The sequence below is a fragment of the Streptococcus mitis genome (assembly GCF_946188585.1).
Classification (GTDB): Bacteria; Bacillota; Bacilli; order Lactobacillales; family Streptococcaceae; genus Streptococcus; species Streptococcus mitis_DG.
Window position 1 is genome coordinate 90,465 of the sequence record NZ_CAMHVI010000005.1, and the last position, 18,994, is coordinate 109,458.

Here is an 18,994-nt window from a genome sequence, read left to right on the forward strand (position 1 = left end):
ACTTGATCAAAATAAGCAATTTTTTAAAACAACTCATCAAACAAGCTCAACTGGTTATCCTCTGGCATATTGCCCAGAATCCCCATTTCATCCATCTTTTCAACCAATGTTGATGAGAGTCCACCACGTTTGCGTAGTTCTGTTTTAGAGAGGAATTCTCCCTCTTCACGCGCTCGCACCAACTGCTTGGCAACGTTCTCACCCAGACCATCCATTGCTACAAATGGCGGAATGAGGGTATCCCCATCGATGAGGAACTCTGTCGCCTGACTACGGTAGAGATCGAGTTTTCCAAACTTGAAACCACGCTCCCACATCTCATTAACAATCTCAAGAGTTGTATAAAGATCAATTTCCACATTAGAGGCTTCATTGTTCTTCCGTTTTTCAGAGATTTCTTCCATTCTACGCTTGATAGTATCCAATCCCGCTCCCATAGTCTTGATATCAAAAGCCTTAGCACGGATGGAGAAATAAGCACAGTAATAATAAATGGGATGGTGAACCTTGAAGTAGGCCACACGCAAGGCCATCATAACGTAGGCTGCCGCATGGGCCTTAGGGAACATGTACTTGATTTTCCCACAGGACTCGATATACCACTCTGGCACCTTATTGGCCTTCATGGCTTCAATGTAGCCATTTCGCTCCTCTTCGGAAATCTTCAGCCACAAGCCTTTACGCACCCGTTCCATGATAGTAAAGGCCATCTTAGGCTCGAGACCAGCATGCATGAGGTAAACCATGATGTCATCCCGACAACCGATAACGGTTGATAGGTCCGCAATTCCTTGCTTAATCAAATCCTGGGCATTTCCCAACCAGACATCAGTACCATGAGACAGTCCAGACAGCTGAAGCAATTCCGCAAAGGTCGTCGGATGCGTCTCGTCTACCATTCCACGTACGAAATTTGTTCCAAACTCTGGAATCCCCAACATCCCCGTAGGCGTTCCAATTTGCTCAGGTGTTACCCCTAACACATCAGTCCCAGAAAAGAGGGCCATCACACCTTCGTCATCCATAGGGATTTCATTAGGATCAATCCCAGACAAGTCCTGGAGTTTTCGAATCATGGTCGGATCATCATGCCCCAGTACATCGAGTTTGAGGACGTTCTCATCGATATCATGGAAGTTAAAGTGAGTGGTCTGCCATTCAGCCGTCACGTCATCCGCTGGATACTGGACAGGCGTAAAATCGTAGACATCCATGTAGTTAGGAATAACAACGATTCCCCCCGGGTGTTGTCCCGTCGTTCGCTTGACACCTGCCGCCCCTTGAGCAAGGCGTTCCACCTCTGCATCACGATAGAACTTGCCATAATCTCTCTCGTAGCCCTTGACAAAGCCATAGGCAGTCTTGGCAGCCACCGTACCAACCGTTCCTGCACGGAAGGCATATTCCTCACCAAAGATATCACGCACATCCAAGTGGGCGCTAGGCTGGTCTTCTCCCGAGAAGTTCAAGTCAATATCGGGAACCTTGTCTCCATCAAAACCGAGGAAGGTCTCAAACGGAATATCCTGTCCGTTTTTGCTGAGTTTGTGACCACAGTTTGGACAGTCCTTATTGGGCATATCAAATCCTGAACCGTAAGAACCATCGGTGATAAACTCACTGTACTGACACTGACCACAGACATAGTGAGGAGAGAGAGGATTGACCTCTGTAATCCCAATCATGGTCGCAACAAAACTAGAACCGACAGACCCACGAGAACCAACCAAGTAACCCCGTTCATTGGAACGTTGCACCAGCATCTGGGAAGCCAGATAAATCACAGCAAATCCGTTCCCCAGAATGGAAGTTAATTCTTTTTCAATCCGCAAATCAACAATATCTGGTAGCGGATTTCCATAAATCTCAAAAGCTTTCTTATAGGTTAACTCAGCAACCGTCTCTTCAGCCTTGTCAATGAAAGGCGTATACAAGTCACCCTTAACAACCTCAACGGGTTCAAAGGTTTCTGCCAAGGCATTGGTGTTTTCAATAACCAATTTCCGAGCTAGTTCCTCTCCCAAGAAAGCAAATTCATCCAACATTTCATTAGTCGTTCTAAAATGAGCCTTTGGAAGTGGTGCTGGTTGGGCATGTTCCCCATGACCGATGGTTCGGTTAATCATAGCCCCCTGTCCCAAACTACGAACAATAATTTCACGGTAAATTTCTTCTTCTGGTTCGATATAGTGGACATTTCCCGTAGCCAAAACTGGCTTGCCAAGGCGATCTCCAACCTCTATTAAACTCTTGATAATAGTCTGGAGTTCTTCCATATCCTTGACCTGCTCCTTAGCAATCAAGGGAGCATAGATAGCCGGTGGCATGACCTCGATAAAGTCATAATACTTGGCCACCTCAACCGCTGCATCCACACCTTGGGAAACAACTGCATCAAAAACTTCCCCATCTGAACAAGCTGATCCTAAAATCAAGCCCTCTCGATGAGCATCTAGAACCGTTCTCGGAATCCGTGGCACCCCTTCAAAGTACTTGGTATTAGACAAGGAAACCAGCTTAAAGATATTCTTTAGACCTACCTGATTCTTGACATAAATGGTCGCATGCTTAATTCGAGCTTTTTTATAAGAATCTGGACTGATTAGATCAATGTTGAGTCTAGCCAAATCGGTCACACCATGTTTTTCTGCCACCTCTTTGATAAAGATAAAGAGCAGGCGACCAGTCGCTTCCGCATCGTAATTGGCCATGTGGTGATGTTCCAAAGCTACACCAAAACGCTTGGTCAAAGGTCCCAAACCATGACGTTTATACTCAGGATAGAGATTTCTAGCAAACTCCAGCGTATCAATAACTGGCTGACTAATCTTTGGAAGACCATGGCGCTCATAATTGGCATTCATAAAGCCAACGTCAAAGGTAGCATTATGGGCAACTAAGATTGTATCCTGGCAAAATTCTTGGAATTCTTGCAAAACTTGTTCCAGTGGTTTAGCATTTTTGACATGATCATCTGTAATACCAGTCAACTCCGTGGTAAAAGCTGACAAAGGATGACCAGGATTGATAAATTCATCAAATTCAGCAATGACATTCCCCTTGTACATCTTAGAGGCCGCAACCTGAATCAAGTCATTGTAGATGGCTGATAGACCCGTCGTTTCCACGTCAAAAACCACATAGGTCGCTTCTGATAAGTCCATCTCCACTTCGTTATAAACGATAGGAACACGATCCTCAACGATATTGGCTTCCATTCCATAAATCAGCTGAATTCCCGCTTTTTTGGCCGCCTTATAGCCGTGTGGGAAGGACTGGACATTTCCATGGTCGGTGATGGCAACCGCCTTGTGTCCCCACTTAGCAGCTGTCGCAACGATTTCTTCAACCTCTGGTAGAGCATCCATGGTCGACATGTTAGTATGAGCATGAAACTCAACCCGACGCTCACCTTCTGGCATCAAATCCTTCCGCTCATAGTGAACAACTTCCTGCACATCCTGCACGTTCATAGTCAAATCGCGTGTGAAGTTATTCATCTCCACATTCCCACGGACTCGGAGCCAAGAATTTTTCTTGATTAGGTCAAACTTCTGGGCCTCTTCCTCATTTTTAACCCACTTTTGCATAGAAAAACTTGAAGTGTAGTCGGTCATTTTAAAGTTGATCAAAACGCGCCCTGTTCTAGTCACTTTTTGCTCTACATCAAAAACAACCCCTTCAAAGACCAGACGATTTTCCTCAGTCTTCACTTCGATCATAGGAGTAATCTCCGCCTTGTCCAACTTCGGTTTAGCTGCAGCTTTTTTGGCCTGAAAATCAAAGGCTGGTTTCTCTTCTGCTGGAGGAGGTGCCATCTGTTCCAGCTGCTCCATCGCACGGAGCGCTTCCTCATTGGCAGCTTGAACAATCTGCTCATTTTCAGCATGAAAGGCTTCTTCTTGCTCTTGAGTCAGCACATCATTTTTCTCTACTTGACAGTTAAAAGTTGGAAAGCCAAATTTTTCAAGTTGTTTAGCTAAATTAGGAAGGTGATTTTTCTTAAAGTGTTCCTTATCAATCGCCTCCGAGCCTTCAATAAAGAGTTGATTGCCCTCAGCACGAACTTGCAGATTTTGATAAAGAGATTTAAAGCCTTGACTAGCACATGGACCCTCAGAAAAAGCCTCTCTATAATAGGCTTGCAAGAGTTGGTTTGAAAAATCTTGAGACAGAGCCTTAATTTCAAAAACAGCTTTATTGCCTGTCTTAGAAAATTCTTCCCTCAAACCTTTCTTTATTTCTAAAAAGATTTCAATCGGTAAAATATTAGAAAATACGAAATGAAACTCCCATACCTTACTAATTTTATGAACCACAACTCGTTCAATATCAGCATGTGATAAAGCAGATGCCTGTCTCATTTCATCAGGCATCCCAAGTTGATTCATCAAAATTTCAAAACTATTTGACATTCATTTTCCTCACATTATTCTCCTACTATTTTACCATATTTAGAGGTATTTTCTAAAGACAAAAGGAAGCCACTTCAAGACAACAAAAAATTTTCTTATTTGTACTTTTACTACTCATTTAAGGAGATTTACCTATAGAAAAAGAATGAGTTTAAGGAAATTAAAAAATTTTCATAACAGTACTCCCAAAAAAAGTTAGATAAATAATTTATCCAGAGAAGTTAGTTCTGTTTCACACACAACGAAAACACCCCGAAAGTTAGTCGGAAAAAATCTAACTTTTGGGGTGCAATTGATTCTTTATAAAACCTGAAAAGAAATCAGTCTTTAACTTCTGCTTTCTCTCTTATGCTTGATAACGTTTCACGCCATCTAGGTAGGTTGCTACCAATTCTAAATCTTTATCTAGTACGATAAAGTCCGCGTCATAGCCTTCACGGATTTGTCCACAAACATCATCAATGTGAACAGATTTTGCTGGGTTAAAGCTTGCCATCATAACTGCTTCGTGTGGAGAGGCAATGTTCCAGTCGACAACATTTTTCAAACCGTCTTTGAGTTTGAGAATAGAACCTGCCAAGTTACCTGTCGATTTGAGACGAGCAGTTCCATTTGCAACGACAACTGGGAATTCTCCCAACATGTAGTCGCCGTCTTCCAATCCACCCGCTGTCATACAGTCTGTGATAAGGGCAATATTTTCAGTTCCTTTTTGTTTGATAAGAATTTCGCAGGCTTTTGGATCTACGTGATGGCCGTCACAGATCAACTCTGCATAGGTATGTGGCAATTGGTACATGGCTCCAACCATACCCAGTTCGCGGTGAGTCAAGCCACGCATTCCATTGTAGGCGTGTACCCAAACACTCGCTCCAGCATCGACTGCTTTTTTAGCTTCATCAAAAGTTGCGTTTGAGTGCCCAAGAGCAACCGTCACACCTTCTCCAGTGATAGTCCGTACAAAGTCTTCTACACCTTCACGCTCTGGCGCAAGAGCAATTTTATTAAGCAAGCCATTAGCTGCTTTTTGCCAAGCACGAAACTCATCCATGCGAGGATCTTTCATGTAGGCAGGGTTTTGAGCCCCCTTGTATTTCTCTGTGAAATAAGGCCCTTCGAAATAGATTCCACGAATCTTGGCTCCACTTGCTTCCTGGTAACGAGCACCGATATTTTCTGTTACCGCGAGCAATTGCTCATAAGATGATGTCAAAGTGGTTGGCAAGAAGCTCGTTACCCCCATGCTAAGGAGTCCTTCACTCATGGTATGAAGGGTTCCTTCGATATTATTATCCATAACATCCACACCGCCAAATCCATGAATATGGGTATCGACAAGTCCTGGAGCAATGCTATAACCTGTATAGTCAATCACCTCAGAGCCTTCAGGAATCTGCTCGACATGTTTTCCAAACTTGCCGTCCACAAGTTCCAAGTAACCACCGCGACGAACTCCGTGTGGGTAGAAAAATTGATCCGCTTTAATATAGTTAGGCATAATGTTAACCTCCTTAAAAGATTGATTCTATAATTTATTATGTCAATTACATTATAAACCTTTCTTTTTTATTTGTAAATGGTATAGACCTATTTTCTAGAGATATTTTAAAAGAGCTGGATTTCTCCAACTCTTCTCTTTTAAATACAAGTTATTTTGATTTGACTGGCTTGTCTTGAGCTGTTTGCAAGGCTGTAGCAATCGTATCTGCATACAATTTTGCTCCTGCTTCAATTTTACTATTGTCACTTCCAAAATGGACTTGGTCTGTTCCAGTCCAAATTTCTGGATGCTCTTTCGCAACTTGATTCCAATCTGCTATCGTGATGTAAGGAGTCTTCTCTGCCAATTCTCTCATATAGGCAGCCTCTTTCTCAACGATGGCATAGGTCTCTTTTGCCTTATCCCCCTCATAAGGAGTCACCAAAACCATATGGTGGCCCTTTGGAAGATTTTTCACGATGCTATCCCAATCTTCCTTGTAATTTTCAGGATTATTTACCCCAGTTGCAATAACCACCATCTTTGGTAGAAATTTATTCTGGCTATTATTTAGCATGATTTCATTGGCAGTCTTGGTTGTTCTGCTGACTTGTGCATTAATCTGTGCTCCAGGAAGGGCTGTCTGTAGAGCTGTATTGGCCCTCAAGGCCACTGAGTCCCCAATTAACATCGTTCCATCAGCAATTCCTAAACTATCAGCTTCTGCTCGTTCTGCCATCACCTTGGTCTGTCCAATATTTGTTGCAGCTTGCTTCAAGCCATTGACAGTTAAATCTGTCTCAAAAGCTCCCACTTGTGGTGCCAACAAGGTCACTAAGAAGACAATGAAGGTCAAAATGCCAGTGCTTGCTGCAAGGATTGTGTGAATATGAGGCAGGGGACGGAGAGTTTGTATAATAGGTGTGTTCTTTCCTGCAATCCAAGGTTCCAACACATAAAATGACAGACTGGCGAATCCATAAGAAAAGATCAAAGTTAATAACACAGCAAGAAGATTTGATGTCAACTGTGAAAAAATGATATAGAAAGGCCAATGGAAAAGATAAACCGCATAGCTAGTATCCGCTAAAAAACTGATAATCTTTGGCTCCTGCATATTAGGAGTCTTTTCATGTAAGACACGCGCTGCCAGAATCATAGCAAGAGCTGCAAGACTGGCAAGCAAGAAGCCCATAAGATAGGCAAAGAGATAGGTGAATTTGACAAAGAAGGTCAAAATAAGTAAGAAGCCAAAACCTCCTGCAAAAACCAACAGGGTCTTGCGTAAATCCCAGATTTTATCCAACTGCTTGACGAGAGAAGTCGTCTGACGAACGCCTACAATCGTTGCTAAGATACTTCCCAAAAAGAATGGATAGACATGAGTTAAACTGGAGAAGTACACAGAGGAATAAGAGGTTACTAGAAAACTACCGATAAACATGGAGAAGAAACTAATCAAAAAGGCAGCAGCAGATAAAAGAAAGATCATCCCTCTCAACTGACCATTTGATCTTGACTGTTTGGATAAGAACCAAACCGCCAGTCCCCAAAGAATATAGTAGTGCACCTCAACAGCCAAGCTCCAATTATGAACAAACAAATGAGGAATGAACTGAGATTCATAACTCCCACCTGTTAGGAGCTCATAGAAGTTGGTCATAAAACCTAAGACACCTGCAATCTGACCACCAATTCCAGCAACATAGTCTTGGCGAACTAAGAAAGTAAAGGGCATAGTCACCAAGACCATCAAAACCACAGGTGGCACAATCCGATAAAAACGTCTCCTAAAAAATCCTATCAAGTCAATCTCATGGTTTTTAGAAAATTCTTCGATGAGTAGAGCCGTAATCAGGAATCCTGAAAATGTGAAAAAGACATCTACCCCGAAAAATCCTCCAGGAAAGATGGTCTGAAAGAAATGATACAAGAGTACCAAAAGTAAACCTGTAATCCTAATCAAGGAAAACCATTTAATGCGCATACGAGTTTATTCTCCCTTTCATTATACACTTTATTCTATCAAAAAAAGAAGAAAAATCCCAAGAGAAAACTTAGGATTTTTAGCTTATATCACTTCCATTTTAGAAATTACGGCCTGATTTATTATAGCCATATTTTTCCACAAAATACTCACGGAATTCCAAGAGATTGTCATCCATGATGGCTTGTCGCACTTGCTTCATCAGGTTAAGCAAGAAGTAAAGGTTATGGTAACTAGTCAAGCGGATACCAAAGGTTTCATCGGCCTTGAGCAGGTGACGAAGGTAAGCGCGTGTATAGTTCTTACATGTGTAGCAATCACACTCAGGATCCAGTGGCGTAAAGTCCTCAGCAAACTGGGCATTTTTGACAACCAAACGACCTTGACTGGTCATACAAGTCCCATTACGAGCGATTCGAGTCGGCAAGACACAGTCAAACATATCCACCCCACGAATCACCCCATCAATCAAGCTATCTGGCGCTCCCACACCCATCAGATAACGAGGTTTATTTTCAGGCAGCAGTTGTGTTGTAAAGTCCAAGACCGCATTCATCTCTTCGTGGGTTTCTCCCACTGCTAAGCCACCGATAGAGTAGCCTGGGAAATCCATACTGACAAGGTCATGAGCCGATTGGCGACGCAGGTCTTCAAATCCAGCCCCCTGCACAATTCCAAACAAACCTTGGTCATGTGGACGACGGTGAGCCTTCAAACCACGCTCAGCCCAACGGCTGGTACGCTCGATTGATTTCTTAACGTAGTCGTAAGGTTGATAAAACTGAGGACATTCGTCAAAGGACATCATGATGTCTGAGCCCAAATTATTCTGAATAGAGATAGCTTTTTCTGGCGATAGGAACATCTTAGAACCATTGAGATGGTTTTTAAAGGTTACTCCTTCTTCTGTGATATTACGGCTATCTGCTAAGGAATAAACCTGAAAACCACCACTATCTGTCAAGATAGGCTGGTCCCAATTCATAAACTTGTGGAGACCGCCTGCGCGAGCAATGAGTTCATCTCCAGGACGAAGCCAGAGATGATAGGTATTGGATAGGATAATTCCCGAACCCATCTCCTTCAATTCTTCAGGCGACTGAGTTTTGACAGTGGCTTGTGTCCCAACTGGCATAAACATAGGTGTTGGGAAGGTACCGTGGGGAGTGATGATTTCTCCCAGACGAGCTCCTGTGTGTTTTTCTTTCTTAATCAAACGATATTTGATTGGTGAATCTGACATTTTTTACCTCCGAAGCTGGGAAAGACAGTCCCAGTTCATACTTTGTTCCCAAGGGCATACTGTATGATTTTATCAAAAAAAGTAGGAACTGTCACGAACTATGGTATAATGAGAGAATGAAATACCCAAAAATTGATTTAAAAACCATTCGTCTGCAGGCTAGACAATTTCAAGCTGAAAATCCCCGCCTCTTTCTCGTCTATCTCTTACCTAGCATGCTAGTCATCTTGTCTGGCTTCCTTAATCCCTTAGAGCGTATCAACGAGAGTGTTTTAGAACAACCCTTTTTTAGCGTGCTCGGCCATGTATTCCAAGCCTACCTTTTTCCACTATTAGTCTCCTTTATCGGAGCTATTCTTCTAACCAGTTCAGTTTATACAACGCTGAAACTCATCAAGAATCCTGATACAGAACTATCCGTCAAAAATAGTCTCGCACTCTTTAACGAAGAGCACTTTTCACAAACCTTTTTGACTCTCCTTCTCAAACGCTTCTACCTCTTCTTATGGAGCATTCCTAGCTTGCTTGGGATTTACTTCCTCTTTTACAGTAGCTTTTTAGCAAAGAAATTCGTTGCAATCCATCCTGAATTTCCCAATCTGGATCTCACGTCAGTTGAAACTGAGCGTTTCCTCATGACCTTTGGTCTTTACGTTCTAGCAAGTATTTTCTTGATGATTATAGGAAATAGTCTCTATATTCCACAATACTATGCTTATTCGCAGGTAGAATTTCTCCTTTGTGACACCCTAGACTTGGGACAAGCCAAACCAGGACAAATCCTTAAAACCAGCCGTTTCATGATGAAAGGTTACAAGTTTCAGCGTTTTATCCTAGACTTACAACTCCTTCCTTGGTATTTCCTCAATTGGATTACCTTTGGGATTGCTAGTTTCTCACTCCTACCCTACATTCAAATTAATAAAATGATTTTTTACCGAGCAGTATTGGCTCGAAAACGTCCAAAAGCTTGAAGGTTGTTCCCTCAAGCTTTTTCTATCAATGAGTTTCTCCGCCTACCAACTTGAGATCCTGATCCCCATATTCGATAATAGCGCGGATTGCCACTTCTATCCCTCGCCGAATATCCACTAAACTCATAGCTGGAGTTGTCGGTCGATTCACCACCTGTTCCATCATATAAGGAATGTGCATAAAACCTGCCTTAACATGTGGAAATTTCTTTTCTACCAAATAGAGGGCCTGATACATCAAATGATTGCAGACAAAAGTCCCTGCAGTATTGGAAACAGAGGCCGGTAAGCCCTCTTTTTTTATAGCTTGAACCATCGCTTTAATAGGCAAACTACTAAAGTAGGCCGGAGCACCATCCACTCGAATGGGAAGATCAATCGGCTGATTACCTTCGTTATCAGGAATGCGTGCATCGTCTTGATTAATGGCTACTCGCTCAGGTGTCAAGCTAGACCTTCCACCTGCTTGGCCGATACAAAGGATAAAGTCAGGTTGATAACGGTTCATTTCTTCTTCCAATACTTGGGCCGATTTGTGAAAGACTGTCGGCACTTCTAGGCAACGGACCTCAGCACCATGGATTTCAGCTGGTAAACCTTTAATGGCCTCCAAAGCTGGATTAACCTTTTCCCCTCCAAAGGGCTCAAAACCTGTCACTAATACTTTCATTTCTAACTCCTCAAAACAAATTCAATGAGACTTTTTTCTTAAAAACAAGTATAACATATTTCCCTTATTCTGGAGTGAAAAGGACTAGCGAGACTAGGATTGAACTTTAAGTTTATTTAAAGAGTAAAATACTAATCAAGGCCAAAATAGCTGGTCCACCTTGCTTCAAAATAATTTTCTTATCTGCTGTTAGAGAGCCATAAGCCGCAGCACCAATCACAAACAAGACAAAAATAGTCACAATTTCTAAATTCTGTGAGAAAAAAATCCCATACAAGAGAAAGACTCCTAGCAGAGCATTATAAATCCCTTGATTTTTAAACAATGAACTTACAGACGGACGAGCCAGTTCTTCCTTGTCCATATTAAAGACACGACTAGTCGCATCTGATTGCGTTGCAATACTTTCCAAATAAAAAATGTAAAAATGTTCCAAAGCAACAATCGTTGCTAAAATGATTGTCATAATTGACATATTTTTCTCCTTAAATCTCTATATTTTCAATACCCAAAACCAATTTATTTAATAAACGGCTGAGTTCTGTTCTCTCAGACTCTGTTAAGATACTTTCCATCGCTTCCTTAACCCTGACATGATTCAGAGGAGGATTCACCACTAACTGCTCCTTGGCATACTTCGTAGCCTCTACCAAGACTTCCCGCTGATTTTCAGGATTGCGATGGCGATCCACCAAACCTTCCTTTTCCAAAATCTTGAAATGCCGTGTCAAAGCAGCCTGATCAATCTTCAAACGCTCCTGAACCGCCATTTGATTACAAGGAGAATTCTCCAGCAAAAACAGTAAAATCTGATACCGTGTCAAACTAATTCCAAGTCTTTTTTCAAATAATTGCGTGTTCGCTTGCTCAGACAAGCGGAGTTGATAAAGTAAATCTTGAATCTCTATCATTTCTTCCTCTTCCCTTGATTTATCAATAATTGACTAATCAATTATATTGCGAAGTAAAATAGATTGCAAGAATTATGCTTGGATTATTACAAGATGGTAACTTCCTTCAAATTGACAAAGAAAAAAACGAACGAGAGTCGCTTCCTATCACGAAAGCTACATCTCATTCGTCAAAATGATATTACCAAGTCTGATTTATCCATTCATTGAAACGTGAACGTGATCATAGTGATTTTCTGTCACGCTACCACGGTCTGGCATTGGGTTCCAAGTATTAGCTGGTCCATATTTGCTATCGAATGGAGCATAGAAACGTTGGTTCCAGATGATATAACTAATACCACGGCTGACCATGTTTTGAATAGCGTATTCCGCAATCTTATCACCTAATTCTGAGCTTTCTGGTACCATAAAGTCGATAGCCAAACCTTTTCCGTGATCTCCACTATCTCCTGGACGGTAACCACTAAAGGATGTGATGCCAAACAAGTTAGCGATTTCTTCTTTAAAGGCAGCTGTTTGTGGTTGAAGGCCAGCATTTTCAGATTTCGCTACTGCCAGTCCAGCATAATCGGGCGCAGCTGGAGCTGCGTAAGTTGTTGAAACTGTTTTCTTCTCTTCTGGTTGATAAGTAGAAACTGCTGGTGTAGCTTCACTTGATGATTCTTCTGAACTTGTTGCAGTTGTTTCCGTTGCTTTTTCTTCTACTGGAGTTGTAGTTGGTTCCACTGTTGAAGCAGCTTGTGGGTTTGCTTGAGTTTCCTCTTTCTCAGCTGTAATCGTTACCTGAGGAGCTGCCTCTTCAACCGGGCTGATTGTTTCGGCTGTTTGCTCCGTTGAAGTAGAAGTGTTTGTAGATGATGCCACGTCTTCTGCAGCAGTCACTGTCTCTGTAACTTCTGAATTTGATGCTACTTCTTTTGTCCTTGGAGTTTCTACCGCTTTTGGAACTTCTGCAATCGGTTGAGAAAGGTCTGCAACCTGAACAGTTTGATCATCAACGGTTACTTGATTAGTTGTCAAATCTGCTGTCGCAGTTGTCACTTCTTCACTAGAATCTGCTTGAGGTGTTTGGATTTCAACTTCCGTTACTTCTTCTGCTTCATTGACAGTCGTTGTCAAAACAGTTTCTGGGAAAATCAGGTCCATATTAGTGATTTTATTCAAATTCGCAAGAACTGTGACATCTACACCCAAGGCTTCTGCAATGGTGCTCAAAGTATCACCATACTGAACTGTATAGCTTGTTTTGTTGTCCGTTTTAGTCAAATCGTTTTGGATTTGCTCAACACTACGTGCAGTCCAAAGAACTTCTTCTGCTTGAGTTGCCAATACTGGGGCAAATGACAAGGCTACTGTTGATGCTAATAATATTCTTTTCTTCATTCTTTCAAATTCCTTTCAAATGAGTACCTGTCTATGATAACACAAAAAATGCAGAAAAAAAGCCCTCCCGGGCCTATTTAACAGAACTGTCTATTCATTGTAACAAACTCGATTACTTGAAATAGTTTGTTAGGTCTCTGTCACAAAACTGACATAATCTTCTCGCTCCTAATCCTCAAAAATGCAAGTAATATCTGCTAATTCTTGAATCCTGTGATTCCCTTCATAAGTTGACTCTAAAAAGTTGATACTTTGAATCCCACTATTCTGAGCAAATTCCACATCCAGAGTCCGATCCCCTATATAATAGGTGTTCTCAGGATTCAGCTGATACTTGTCTATCAGATAGATAGCCGCTTCTGGACTTGGCTTCCGCTCATAACCACTCTGACTGGTTAGAATTTCTGTGAAATAGGACTCCAACCCCAAGTCTCTGAGAATGGTAAAAGCGTTGTCCCCTTTATGAGTATAAACAAACTGCTGAATTCCTGCTTGGTCTGCCCAAGCCAGCACCTCACGCGCACCTGGCATTAAAACTACCTGAGCATTCTTCTCAGCCAGACTCTGGGCACGCACCTGATTGAGCACTTCCACATCCATCTTTCGCTCTTCTGCCACCTGCACAAGCAAATCCTGCACCGAATACTTGAGGATAAACTCTCTCACTTTCTCCTTATCGTAAGGAATAGAAAACTGAGCAAAAGTCTCCTCAATCCCTGATAAAATCGCTTCGTAAGAGTCCAATAAAGTCCCGTCTAAATCCCAAATAAAAGCTGTTTTTTGCATTTCCTATCCTTTCAAGCTCATATAACGCTGGTAACGGTAGCGTAGAAATAACCAGCGAAAACCATTATCCAAGAGAGTCCCTGCCCAAATACCAGACAAGCCCCAACCAAGAACAATTCCCATCAGATAAGCTGTCCCAATACGGATACACCACATTCCTATACTTGTTGCATAAAAGGGAAGCCGAGCATTCCCCAAACCCTGCCAAACTGCCGTATAAATAACTGTTCCTGTCGCCATGGGAGTACCAAGTAGTGAAAAAAGTGTCACTAGAACACTAGCCTCAACCGCTAGAGGATCAGTCGTATAGAGATGAGTCAGTGGTATTCCTAAGGCATAGATACTAAAGGTCAAGGGCAACATGAGAAACAGAGAAAGCCAAAAGGTTTGCTTGCTCAAACTAGCGACTCTTCCCCAATTATCCTCTCCAACTGCTCGGGCCACCAACATAACCGTTGCCGTAGCAACACCAAAGGCAGGCATGTAGTTAAACTGGGTCAAGACTTCTCCGACCGCATTTCCAGCCACTGCCTCCGTCCCAAAAGAAACGACCAAGGCAATGATAACGACATCTCCAGCCCTCATCATAAGTCGCTCTCCAGCTGCTGGTAAAGCCAAGGTCAACAGTTCCTTATCTAAACCAAAAGTCGGTTTCGTATAAGGCAATTTTAATTGTGACCACAAAATCACAAGACCAACCAAACGAGACAGAATAGTCCCCCAAGCAACACCCGCTATCCCCATATCAAGAATAAAAATAGCTAGACTGGAAAAGAGGATATTCAAAGCATTTGACAAGAGGCTGACATAAAGAGGCTGACGTGGATTATGCGTTGCACGAATCAAGGCACTTAGACTCGTCATCAAGCCCAAAAGAACAATCGAACCACCTACCAAAGATAGATAGAGTCCGCCACTTTCGGCCACAGCCTGTTCAGTCCCCAAAAGTCCTATCATCTCTTGTCCAGCGAAGATAGACAAAGCTCCTAAAAGGAAACTTAATAGTAAAGTAATCTTCAATGCCTCAGTCACATGATAGGCTAGCTTAGACTGATCCTTCTGCCCCAAACTCTTTGAAATAACACTAGAAATAGCTGCCCCCAGAGCAATGAAAATCGCCTGATAAATAGTAATAATATTACCAGCCACTGAAACACCTGAAATAGCTATCAATCCTAAATGAGCAACTAAATAACTGTCCACCATCCCCATGAGCATCTGCAAAAAGTTTTCGCCCATAGCTGGCAAGGCAATATTAAGAATGTCTTTATTTTTCTTAAACAATCCTTCCTCCTGATGAAAAGAAACTCAGTTGGTTTCCCAACCGAGTTTACTCCCTCTGTCTTAAAGTCCTAGATAAGCCTCAACCGCTGCTTGCATATCAGCAGCTGCCACTGTTGTCTTATGACGAACAGGAGCTGTTTCAAGCCCATCAACCGCTGGTGGCACAGCCACTCCTGAAATTTCATGTAATTGAGCCAAGGCTTCAAAGTCTGTCAAACCTACTTTCCCTGTTACAGCCTCTACTGCAACCACTGGGAACTTGTATGGACTAGCTGTTGAAGCAATCACAGTCTTAGTCGCATCATCAGTAGCCGCTTGGTATTTTCTATAAACCGCTGAGGCAACTGCCGTATGTGGGTCCTCAATATAAACATCTGTTTGATAAACACGCTTGATTTCTAATGCTGTTTCTTCCTCAGTCGCATATTCAGCCGCAAAGAGGTCCAGTATCTCAGCATCAAAATCAGTCAATTCATATTGTCCTTGTGTATTCAAGGCATTCATGAGTTCTGCTGTCTTAACCGCATCATTTCCTAAAAGGTGTAAAATGAGACGCTCCAAGTTTGAAGATACTAAGATATCCATAGATGGACTAGTTGTGACTTTAAACTCACGTTTCTTGTCGTAAACACGTGTTTTAAAGAAGTCAGTTAAAACATTGTTGTCATTTGAAGCACAGATTAATTTGCCAACTGGCAGACCAATTTGTTTAGCATAAAAGGCAGCCAAGATATTTCCAAAGTTTCCTGTTGGTACTGTGAAGTTGACCTTATCACCAGCCACAATCTCACCAGACTTAACCAACTGAGCGTAGGCATAAACATAATAAACAATCTGTGGTACCAAACGACCAATGTTCATAGAGTTAGCTGATGAAAATTGCAACTTGTTGGCAGCCAATTTTTCACGAAGGGCTACATCGTTAAACATATGTTTCACATTGGTTTGCGCATCGTCAAAGTTACCGTCAATGGCGATAACATGAGTATTGTCGCCAGTCTGAGTGGTCATTTGCAACTCTTGCACCTTGCTGACACCATCCTTTGGATAAAAGACGATAATCTCTGTACCAGGCACATCCGCAAATCCCGCCATAGCAGCTTTCCCAGTATCACCAGATGTCGCTGTCAAAATTACGATTTTGTTCTCCAAACCATGCTTTTTAGCAGCAGTCGTCATAAAGTATGGCAAGATAGACAAGGCCATATCCTTAAAGGCAATCGTAGAACCATGGAACAGTTCCAAGTTGTATTGCCCGTCTAATTTCACTAAAGGCGCTATAGCTGGTGTATCAAACTTGCTATCGTAGGCATTGTTGATACAGTAGTCCAACTCTTCAGCTGTAAAGTCATCTAAAAAGGCTGATAAAACTAACTTAGCAACTTCTTGGTAAGAAGCATCTTTCAATTTTTCAAAATCCAAATCTACCTTTGGATAAGTAACCGGTGTAAACAAACCACCATCCGTTGCCAAACCTTGCAAAATTGCTTGGCTGGCAGTTACTGTATTGTTGGCATCACGCGTTGATTGATAAACTAATGTCATTACTCTCTATCCTTTATCTATAGTCTCTTCCATTATATCATGATTTTTCAGAAAATTCTCCCTTTATAAGAGAAATTATAGTCCCAATTCTTCTTTCAAAGGCTGTAAATAGGTCATTTCTTGCTTATTTCTCATCTCCAGTCCTTCCTCGGCTAGCAGGAGTAAGTCTTTGGAAATTTCAATAATCGCAGTTTCTTCCTCATCTGTAAGCTTCTTCTTAGAAAATTGTCGTCTTAAAAACTTATAATTTTTCCCAAATTCTTTAAAGAAAGGCGCTGCTTCTAAGTAAGCTTCTAACTTATCTAAATTAACCAACAATCCTAAGTGAAAAGCTGCTGAAGCGAAGGTTCTATCTAGAGGTTGAGTACACACACTACGAAACTCAACTGTTCCGCGAGTCGTTAAGTCTTGGTACTGATAACTACGATGAGTTTCAAAATCCTTCTCTTGAGGATAAATAATAATCTCATCCCCATTAAGTGCATATGCTTGAATTTCAGGTGTAGCCAAATAGTCCCTTGCCTGAATCGGATAAAAATAATAGGTTTGTCCATCACGTTCCGCAGTAAAAATTGCAGAATGATCTAGATAATCAAAAAAATCATCCTCATCTTTAAAAAGTCTAGCATTGACCCCGACGTTTTCTGGATAGATACCATGCATGGATTCTTCCCAGAAAATATCCCTTGAAATTTTCGTATCCCAATCCACACCTGTAAACTCAGAGTTTGCAAATAAATAAGCCTTAACTGCTTCAATTTGGGTAAAAGCATTAATCACTCGTAAGTAGTTAGACTTTGAAACATCCAACTGAACCTGACACCCACAAATGAACGCTCCGTATTCAGGGAATTGATGTAAGTCTGATTTAGTCACATTTTTGCTCAAATTCAAATAGTCCATCAACATCTGATATCGTGGGTAAGCCACGGGACAATTCTCATTTTTATCCCAGTTGGGATGAATACCACAGCCGACAATAGCATGATTTGATTCAGCTAACTTCTTCTGGATTGCTTCCATATAAATACTAAAACGTTCTTCAACTTCTTGTATCGTTTCAGCCTTACCAAATGCAAACTCAATTGTAGTATAGGAAACTTCAAACAAAATAGCATCCTGACTTATCGGATCTACTAACTGGATAGGATTGCCAAAATCATCTACCTTTTCTACAGTGAAATCCATAGCAGAAACTAAATAATGAAATAGATCCTTTATAATTTCAACATCTGTAGCAAAGCCCTCCAAATTTGCAACAGGATATTCCAGCTCAATCCCAACAAACAATTCAGGATTTTCTTTAATATTTTTCAAATACCGATGTTTTAATAAATCGATAGAACGAGACATACTTCCCTACACTTTCATAATCTAAATAAAATTTGAATAACTACTATTATACCAAAAATAATACAAAAAGGAACGAAGATTAACTACGTTCCTAGCTCTATACTATACCGGCGGCCGGGGTCGAACCGGCACGTCCTTGCGGACACTGGATTTTGAGTCCAGCGCGTCTGCCAATTCCGCCACGCCGGCAAATAGTAACTGGGGTAGCTGGATTCGAACCAACGCATGAGGGAGTCAAAGTCCCTTGCCTTACCGCTTGGCTATACCCCAATAATATAAAATAGGCGAGTGATGGGGATCGAACCCACGCATGCCAGAGCCACAATCTGGTGTGTTAACCACTTCACCACACCCGCCATAATCATATTAACACGGGCAGTAGGAATTGAACCCACACTGAAGGTTTTGGAGACCTTAGTTCTACCTTTAAACTATGCCCGTAACTAAAGTAATGGAAGGGGAGGGATTCGAACCCCCGAACCCGAAGGAGCGGATTTACAGTCCGCCGCGTTTAGCCTCTTCGCTACCCTTCCAAGTTATAAATAAAATATGGCGCGAGACGGAATCGAACCGCCGACACATGGAGCTTCAATCCATTGCTCTACCAACTGAGCTACCGAGCCTTATTGCGGGAGCAGGATTTGAACCTACGACCTTCGGGTTATGAGCCCGACGAGCTACCGAGCTGCTCCATCCCGCGTTAATACAAAAGGAGGATGTGGGATTCGAACCCACGCACGCTTTTACACGCCTGACGGTTTTCAAGACCGTTCCCTTCAGCCGGACTTGGGTAATCCTCCAAAATAGTCCGTACGGGATTCGAACCCGTGTTACCGCCGTGAAAAGGCGGTGTCTTAACCCCTTGACCAACGGACCAAACTTTATGGGCACGAGTGGACTCGAACCACCGACCTCACGCTTATCAGGCGTGCGCTCTAACCACCTGAGCTACGCGCCCAA

The 18,994-nt window shown here is 42.1% G+C and carries 13 protein-coding genes and 10 tRNA genes; 1 reads left to right on the plus strand and 22 read right to left on the minus strand.

The annotated features are described in order from the left end of the window. Positions 1–23: 23 nt before the first annotated feature. The 4 genes from N8M66_RS07370 to tgt all read right to left on the minus strand — a co-directional run bounded on the left by N8M66_RS07370 (position 24) and on the right by tgt (position 9,125). Entirely contained in the window at positions 24–4,415 is a 4,392-nt protein-coding gene (locus tag N8M66_RS07370) for a PolC-type DNA polymerase III (RefSeq protein WP_261046535.1), read from the minus strand. A 346-nt stretch (positions 4,416–4,761) separates the two neighbouring features. Then, positions 4,762–5,913, minus strand: coding sequence for an N-acetylglucosamine-6-phosphate deacetylase (gene nagA, locus N8M66_RS07375; RefSeq protein ID WP_070480137.1), 1,152 nt, complete (start codon positions 5,911–5,913; stop codon positions 4,762–4,764). Positions 5,914–6,064: 151 nt separating this feature from the next. Further along, the gene (locus N8M66_RS07380) at positions 6,065–7,882 is read right to left on the minus strand and encodes an acyltransferase family protein (RefSeq protein WP_261046543.1); all 1,818 of its coding nucleotides are present in this window, start codon (positions 7,880–7,882) and stop codon (positions 6,065–6,067) included. A gap of 100 nt (positions 7,883–7,982) precedes the next feature. Then, entirely contained in the window at positions 7,983–9,125 is a 1,143-nt protein-coding gene (tgt, locus tag N8M66_RS07385; RefSeq protein WP_001285237.1) for a tRNA guanosine(34) transglycosylase Tgt, read from the minus strand. Positions 9,126–9,241: 116 nt separating this feature from the next. Between tgt and N8M66_RS07390 the strand changes: the two genes are divergently transcribed. Next, on the plus strand, positions 9,242–10,099 hold the full coding sequence (locus N8M66_RS07390) for a DUF975 family protein (protein ID WP_261046545.1): 858 nt from the start codon (positions 9,242–9,244) through the stop codon (positions 10,097–10,099). 25 nt (positions 10,100–10,124) lie between these two features. Here N8M66_RS07390 and pcp read toward each other — a convergent pair whose 3' ends face one another. The 18 genes from pcp to N8M66_RS07480 form a co-directional block, all read right to left on the minus strand. After that, positions 10,125–10,769: a pyroglutamyl-peptidase I gene (pcp, locus tag N8M66_RS07395; protein WP_261046547.1), complete on the minus strand. Its 645-nt coding sequence runs from the start codon at positions 10,767–10,769 to the stop codon at positions 10,125–10,127. 112 nt (positions 10,770–10,881) lie between these two features. Next, positions 10,882–11,244: a DUF1304 domain-containing protein gene (locus N8M66_RS07400; protein ID WP_261046550.1), complete on the minus strand. Its 363-nt coding sequence runs from the start codon at positions 11,242–11,244 to the stop codon at positions 10,882–10,884. 10 nt (positions 11,245–11,254) lie between these two features. Then, a complete protein-coding gene (locus tag N8M66_RS07405) occupies positions 11,255–11,680 on the minus strand; it encodes a MarR family winged helix-turn-helix transcriptional regulator (protein WP_261046553.1) in 426 nt (141 codons plus the stop codon). Between the two features lie 195 nt (positions 11,681–11,875). Next, positions 11,876–13,066 carry a LysM peptidoglycan-binding domain-containing protein gene (locus N8M66_RS07410; RefSeq protein ID WP_261046555.1) on the minus strand — a complete coding sequence of 397 codons (1,191 nt, stop codon included), beginning with the start codon at positions 13,064–13,066 and terminating at the stop codon, positions 11,876–11,878. A 168-nt stretch (positions 13,067–13,234) separates the two neighbouring features. Further along, positions 13,235–13,852 carry an HAD family hydrolase gene (locus N8M66_RS07415; RefSeq protein WP_261046557.1) on the minus strand — a complete coding sequence of 206 codons (618 nt, stop codon included), beginning with the start codon at positions 13,850–13,852 and terminating at the stop codon, positions 13,235–13,237. A 3-nt stretch (positions 13,853–13,855) separates the two neighbouring features. Continuing rightward, positions 13,856–15,136 carry an MATE family efflux transporter gene (locus tag N8M66_RS07420; RefSeq protein WP_261046559.1) on the minus strand — a complete coding sequence of 427 codons (1,281 nt, stop codon included), beginning with the start codon at positions 15,134–15,136 and terminating at the stop codon, positions 13,856–13,858. Positions 15,137–15,196: 60 nt separating this feature from the next. After that, complete coding sequence (gene thrC, locus N8M66_RS07425; RefSeq protein ID WP_261046560.1) at positions 15,197–16,681, minus strand: threonine synthase; 1,485 nt, start codon at positions 16,679–16,681, stop codon at positions 15,197–15,199. 75 nt (positions 16,682–16,756) lie between these two features. Then, entirely contained in the window at positions 16,757–18,034 is a 1,278-nt protein-coding gene (locus N8M66_RS07430; protein WP_261046564.1) for a glutamate-cysteine ligase family protein, read from the minus strand. A gap of 105 nt (positions 18,035–18,139) precedes the next feature. Next, positions 18,140–18,223 (minus strand) — tRNA-Leu (locus N8M66_RS07435). A gap of 9 nt (positions 18,224–18,232) precedes the next feature. Beyond that, a tRNA-Gln gene (locus N8M66_RS07440) sits at positions 18,233–18,304 on the minus strand. Positions 18,305–18,317: 13 nt separating this feature from the next. Next, positions 18,318–18,390: transfer RNA gene (locus tag N8M66_RS07445), tRNA-His, on the minus strand. Between the two features lie 14 nt (positions 18,391–18,404). Then, a tRNA-Trp gene (locus tag N8M66_RS07450) sits at positions 18,405–18,475 on the minus strand. Positions 18,476–18,486: 11 nt separating this feature from the next. Beyond that, a tRNA-Tyr gene (locus N8M66_RS07455) sits at positions 18,487–18,567 on the minus strand. A gap of 17 nt (positions 18,568–18,584) precedes the next feature. Then, positions 18,585–18,657, minus strand: a tRNA-Phe gene (locus N8M66_RS07460). Between the two features lie 3 nt (positions 18,658–18,660). Beyond that, positions 18,661–18,734, minus strand: a tRNA-Met gene (locus N8M66_RS07465). Between the two features lie 10 nt (positions 18,735–18,744). Then, positions 18,745–18,834, minus strand: a tRNA-Ser gene (locus tag N8M66_RS07470). A 4-nt stretch (positions 18,835–18,838) separates the two neighbouring features. Next, positions 18,839–18,910: transfer RNA gene (locus N8M66_RS07475), tRNA-Glu, on the minus strand. Between the two features lie 8 nt (positions 18,911–18,918). Beyond that, a tRNA-Ile gene (locus N8M66_RS07480) sits at positions 18,919–18,992 on the minus strand. Positions 18,993–18,994 lie beyond the last annotated feature (2 nt).